The following is a 5,374-nucleotide window of genomic DNA, read 5'->3' on the forward strand; positions in this document are numbered from 1 at the left end:
CGAGATGAGCAGCGTTCCCTGGAATACCGAAAGCCGCATCGGCAACTTGCCCACCAGTTTCACCCGGAACGCATTCCCGGCTTCGTCGACATAGTCGAGTAGATCGCCCGACTCGATGCCGGTCTTGGCTTCCAGCCCCCACATCGCCGTATCCGAATCGCCCACCAGCGCCGGAACCATCCCGTCCGGCAACCGGGTGTTGAGCAATTGCCACACATCCTCGTCCGCGCAAAACGCGCCGCGCCCCGACATCGCCGACGGATCAACCCCCAGCAAACGCGGCGTCCGCGCCCGGTTCAAATTCAGGCAGCTCGCGTCGTCGCCGTCGCGCACCCGCAAGCGGACATCGCCGACATCGTCGGTGATCGGCAGCGTCGATTCGCCGAAGAAAGCAAACCCGCCCGTGCCCGACCACGGCTCGTCCGCATGCGCCGTCACATCCTCTTTCATCGAAGAGACCGCAAACACCAGGAAGGTCCCGCAGGCGAGCAACCCCACCACCGTCAGGCTGCGGCCCCGGCGGCGCGCCATATTCCGAATCGCCAGCGCCCCCATGTGGGGCAGACTTTCCGGCCCGCCCGAGATACGCAAAGCTTCCCCGCAAGCCAACAGCCCCGCAACCAGAAGCAACGCCCCCGCCCCGAAAAACGGCATCGTCACGCTCTGCACCTCGGCAACCAACGCCCAGACCGCAATGCCGACCGCACCAACGGCACACGCCGATGCAACGAACCGCAGGCTTCCGGCCCGCCGCTTCGCGCAGCCCTCGGCACCAAGCTCCGCGCTCCCCGCCAACAGCTCCCGCGCCGGATGCTTCGCCTGGCGCCATACGGCAACGGCCATGGCGACCATGGCGCAGAACAAACTCGCCGCCGCCCCGGTCGCCACCGTGCCCGGACGGCCCACATATTCAATGGCCGAATTCGCGATCGCCCCGCTCCAATAGCGCGACAGCCCGGCAATCAACAGCTTGGTATAGCCAATCCCCAGCCCGGCACCGGCCACCGAACCGATCAACGCCACGATTCCGCCTTCAACCAAAACCGCCTTGCGCACCGCCGCCGGCGTCCAGCCCGTCGCCAGCAAAATCCCCATCTCCTCCGCGCGGTTCTGGATGCCGAAGACAAACAACAGCCCGGTCAGCATCAAGGCCGCCACGATCAAGAAAAAGCTCATCCCGACGAACAGCTGGCCAAAGTCCATCGCGTTCTCCACCGACGCCAGCGCCTGCTCGCGCACCGGCTGAAGAACAAAGCCTGCGGCCGCCGGATCAAACGCGTTGCCAAACGCCTCCCGAGGGGTCAGTCCTATATTTTGATGTTTTCCCCAGCGCACCCCGGTCAGGTTGCCAAACCGGTTCGACCACATTTTCTGCCCGGCCTTCAGCGAAACAATCGCCTTCGGCGTCTGCTTATATTGATTCCAATAGGCCTCGTTGACGGCATCGTCCAGCTGTTCCTCGTCCATCGGGATTCCGACATCCCAATCCGAGCAGCGGTCCACATCCGTCAGCCCGGGGAAGCCGGGAGCCAGTTGCCGCTCCGGTGCCATGGCATCCATCGCGATGATCGCCGCAACCGTGAACGCGCGCGCCCGCTCCTCGAACTTCCCGTTCGGCAGCAACTCGAAATACCGGATCGAAACCGCATCGCCCACCTCGGCTTCCAACTCTTCGGCCAACCATTGGTTAATGGCGATTTCGTCGTCGCCAAGCGGTTCCGCAGGCGTCCCGCCGGCCTTTTCGCTCGCGAGCACGAATGAATAGGGCGTTGATTTTGCATCCTTGGAAATCGAATTCACCAGATAGGTCAACGTACCCTGCGCGCCGGGAACCGCCAACGCCGCACGCGCCGCTTCCGGGCCGAGGTAGATCTTGTCCGACTCCAGCTGGACCACGTCGCCCACTTCGCGGAACCGCAGGCCGAAATCCGCGGGATTGCACACTTCATGAAGTGTGAAATTCCGCGCAGACAGCAACAGGTTGGCCTTTCCCTGCAATCCCGTGCGCTCCTCCAACCAATTGCGGCTCACGAAAGCGTTGTAGGGTACCACCTGATTTGCGGAGAGGCTGAAGCGCCCGAGTTGGTCGTCGGTCAAAATCCGGGCAACGAGGAAGCGTCCGCGTACGGAGCGGTCGGCCTTCTGCGCCGAAAGCGGGGCCTCGCGCGGCAACAGGCCGGGCTTTTCCATGCGCAGCGAAACCGAGTCGCCGACCTCCACCGCCAGGGCGCTCGCCAGTTTGGCGTTGAGCGCAACTTCGTTGTCTGCCAGCTCATCATCCAGGCCGGCGAACTTCCAGAAGGCGGCATCGCATCCGGCCACCTGCACTTGGTTGATTTGCCGATCGTCGGTCATCGCCATGCCGCGCAGTTGCAAAACCGCCGCCGCGTCGTCGGCAAGCCGCTCGGCGAGGCTAGCGGCAAAGAAGCGGTTCGGCGTGTGCATGGCCTGCCCGATTCCACCCAACCGTTGTAGCGCAAACCGGCGCAGGGAGCCATCGACCGAATCGCCCACCAGCAGCGAGCCCGTAAGCACCGCCGCCGCCAACGCCGCGCCGAGCAGCACGCCGACGTGGTTCCGCCAGTAAAACCGCAGACTGGTGAGCAGCAGGCGAATCATCGCAACTTCCCGTTTTCTACCGTTAAGACACGGTCGAGTCGTTCGGCTAGCCGCATCGAATGGGTCACCATGATCAGCGTCAGGTTTTCCGCGCGGTTGAGTTCGAGCAACAGCTCCATCAACTCATCCGCCCCGGCCCGATTGAGCGCTCCCGTCGGTTCGTCGGCCAGCAGCAGGTCGGGCCGGTTGATCAGGGCGCGCACCACGGCCACCCGCTGGCGCTCGCCGCCGGAAAGCTGGCCCGGCCGATGCGACAAGCGGTCTTGCAATCCCACCCGTTCCAGCAATTGAAGGGCCCGTTCCTTTTCATCGACCTTCTTCACCAGCGTTGGCACCAGCACGTTTTCCAGCACCGTGCATTGCGGCAGCAAGTGGTGCAGCTGAAACACGAATCCGATCCGGTCGTTTCGGAAAGACGCCAGCGGCATGGCGCCCAGCTTCAACACGTCGATTCCATCGAATACGACCGATCCCGAATCCGGGCGGTCGAGTGTTCCGACAATATTGAGCAGCGTGCTTTTTCCGCAGCCGGATGCGCCCACGATTCCAACGCTCTCGCCTGCGGAAACGGTGAGGTTCAGGCCGTTCAGCACGCCGGTATTGGCATCATATCGCTTTGATATATCGGACAGGTCGAGTAGCGCGGTCATCCGTCAGCCTCTTTTCATTTCTTTTCGTATAAAATTTTATTATTTTCCACTGTTTGGCAGGTTTTTCTTTACTGATTAAAATATCAACTTATAATTCCTGCCGTAGCTCAGGAAAGGAGCGCGACATTAAAATGAGATTCACACCGCTCGACAAAAGAATCTGGGTCAAAGGCCTGGCGCTGGAATGCCCGCTCGGGCAAGCGATCGACGAATGCCCGCTGAATGCACTCCGGCATCTGCCCGTCGCCCAAATGAACACGACGATCAATGGTCTGGACGACCTGCAGGTCAATGCGATTGTTAAGATTCATCACCATTGCTATCACGATCGCCTCAAGGAAATGAAACTCGCCAGCTAGTTACGGTTCCGTCGTCCGCACCCACCACGACCATGCCGCCGATGATCGCCGCAGACGTGGCGTCATCGCTGACCTCTTTCGACCACAACTTCGTGCCGTCGGACAGCTTGAGCAGATAGAGCACGCCATCGACCGTAACCACGACCCGATCCTTCGCCACCACTGGCGAATACGGCAAGCCGCCCGCATTGAATTTCCATACGGGTTTCCCCTCCTTCTTATCGACCGCATAAACGAAGCCGTCGTCCGAGGCATAAACCACCAGCACCTCCGTCACGGCCGGCGTCGAGAAGGTTTGCTCATCCGACTCCTCGCTACTCCAAAGCACCTCGCCCGCTTCGATGTCGAAACAGGCCAGCGCCCCGTCGCGAAGCCCGGCATACGCCAGCCGGCCCTCGATGGCAACGCCGCCGGCAATCTGCGCATCGCCGCCGATTTCGATATCCCTCAAATGCGTTCCATCGGTTGCATAAACATGCAGCGCCGCCAGGCAGCTGCCATAGGCAATCCGTCCATTCGCCACGCCCGGCGTACCGTCGCACCGCTCCGCCGCCATCGACTTCCAAACCACCCGGCCCGTTGCCGCCTCCAGGCAATGCAACATCCCCTCGCTCTGATCCATCACAACCACGCGCCGCGCCTCCTGCGGTTCCAGCGGTTGAATGAAGTTGGGCGACCCCACGATGATCCCATCCGTTTCATAGGTCCACCGCGTTTCGCCCGTCCCGGCATCCAACGCAAAGAGCGTTCCGCGCGTGCTGCCGGCGAAGACCAGCCCATCCGTACAGGCCAGCGGCGCCTCGAACCGCAAGGCCATCGCCTGGCCCGCATCGTTCGTCCGCGCGAAGCTTCGTTCCCAAACCTTTTTGCCCGTCAAATCCAGCGCGACCACCCGCCCCTTCTTCGCCGAAACGAAAATCCGTTCGCCGTCCGACACGGGCGTTGAATACACCTCGCCGTACGCATCATAGCGCCATGCCAGCTCCAGCGTGTCGCCCAGCGCAACATCCGCCACGCCCTTCAAGTCGGCCCCGCCGTGATAGGTCGGCCACGCTCCTTCTGACGGAGGGCCACAAAAGAGCGCAAAGACCACAAAGAAAAACTTCCATGCGTCCTTCTTTGTCTCTTTGCGGCCGTTGCGCTCCTCTGTGGCAAATAAGATCATCCTGCCAGCAACTCCCTATAAACCGAGATCATGTTGCGCGCCATGGCCTCGACGCCGAAGTTTTCATAAACCGCCTCGCGGCCTTTGGCCCCAAGCTCCCGGGCCCGTTCCGGATTCAACAGCAGCGCCCGCAAATCGCCGACGAGGTTTTCATAAACCACGCCGCCGCCCGTCGCTTCGATCAGTTCCGGGAATGCCCCCGCGTTCGGTTGCACCACGGGCACGCCCGCCGCCATCGATTCGATGATGAACGAGCCGAACGCCTCGCCCTGCTCCACGGGAACGCACATCACCGAAATGGTTTGCAGAAAAGCCAGCCGTTCTTCGCGGGTGAAATCCTCGACAAACTCGGCATCGTCGGCCCACCCCGCCCTCGCCAGCTTGCGCTTCTGCTCGTCGACGCACCTGAGGTCGTCGCCCACCGCGCCGCCCGTCGCGCGCAGTTTCAGCTGTTCCAGCCCCGGCACCTTCTTCAGTTCAATGAACGCGTCCACCAGCTTGTCGATGCCCAGCGCCGTGTTCATGCGCGAGAGGTAGCCCAGCACAGGCGGATCAAACTCCAGCGGGGCTTGTTCAAAGCC

General features: G+C 62.0%; 5 protein-coding genes. 1 reads left to right on the plus strand and 4 read right to left on the minus strand.

Annotated features, from left to right (window positions below):
* Both ABYO54_RS13505 and ABYO54_RS13510 read right to left on the minus strand, forming a co-directional pair.
* Positions 1-2,619 (minus strand): ABC transporter permease (locus ABYO54_RS13505; protein ID WP_372808775.1); only part of this gene is annotated, 2,619 nt, incomplete at its 3' end.
* Complete coding sequence (locus ABYO54_RS13510; protein WP_372808776.1) at positions 2,616-3,269, minus strand: ABC transporter ATP-binding protein; 654 nt, start codon at positions 3,267-3,269, stop codon at positions 2,616-2,618. The genes ABYO54_RS13505 and ABYO54_RS13510, both read right to left, overlap by 4 nt.
* A 131-nt stretch (positions 3,270-3,400) precedes the next feature.
* Here ABYO54_RS13510 and ABYO54_RS13515 point away from each other — a divergent pair, with 131 nt between their 5' ends.
* On the plus strand, positions 3,401-3,628 hold the full coding sequence (locus ABYO54_RS13515) for a hypothetical protein (RefSeq protein WP_372808777.1): 228 nt from the start codon (positions 3,401-3,403) through the stop codon (positions 3,626-3,628).
* Here the strand turns inward: ABYO54_RS13515 and ABYO54_RS13520 are convergent.
* Together ABYO54_RS13520 and ABYO54_RS13525 are read right to left on the minus strand one after the other, a co-directional pair.
* Complete coding sequence (locus tag ABYO54_RS13520; protein ID WP_372808778.1) at positions 3,603-4,793, minus strand: PQQ-binding-like beta-propeller repeat protein; 1,191 nt, start codon at positions 4,791-4,793, stop codon at positions 3,603-3,605. The genes ABYO54_RS13515 and ABYO54_RS13520 overlap by 26 nt on opposite strands.
* Positions 4,790-5,374 (minus strand): glycosyltransferase family 4 protein (locus ABYO54_RS13525; protein ID WP_372808779.1); only part of this gene is annotated, 585 nt, incomplete at its 5' end. The genes ABYO54_RS13520 and ABYO54_RS13525, both read right to left, overlap by 4 nt.

The organism is Pontiella sp. (assembly GCF_041622395.1).
Taxonomy (GTDB): Bacteria; Verrucomicrobiota; Kiritimatiellia; order Kiritimatiellales; family Pontiellaceae; genus Pontiella.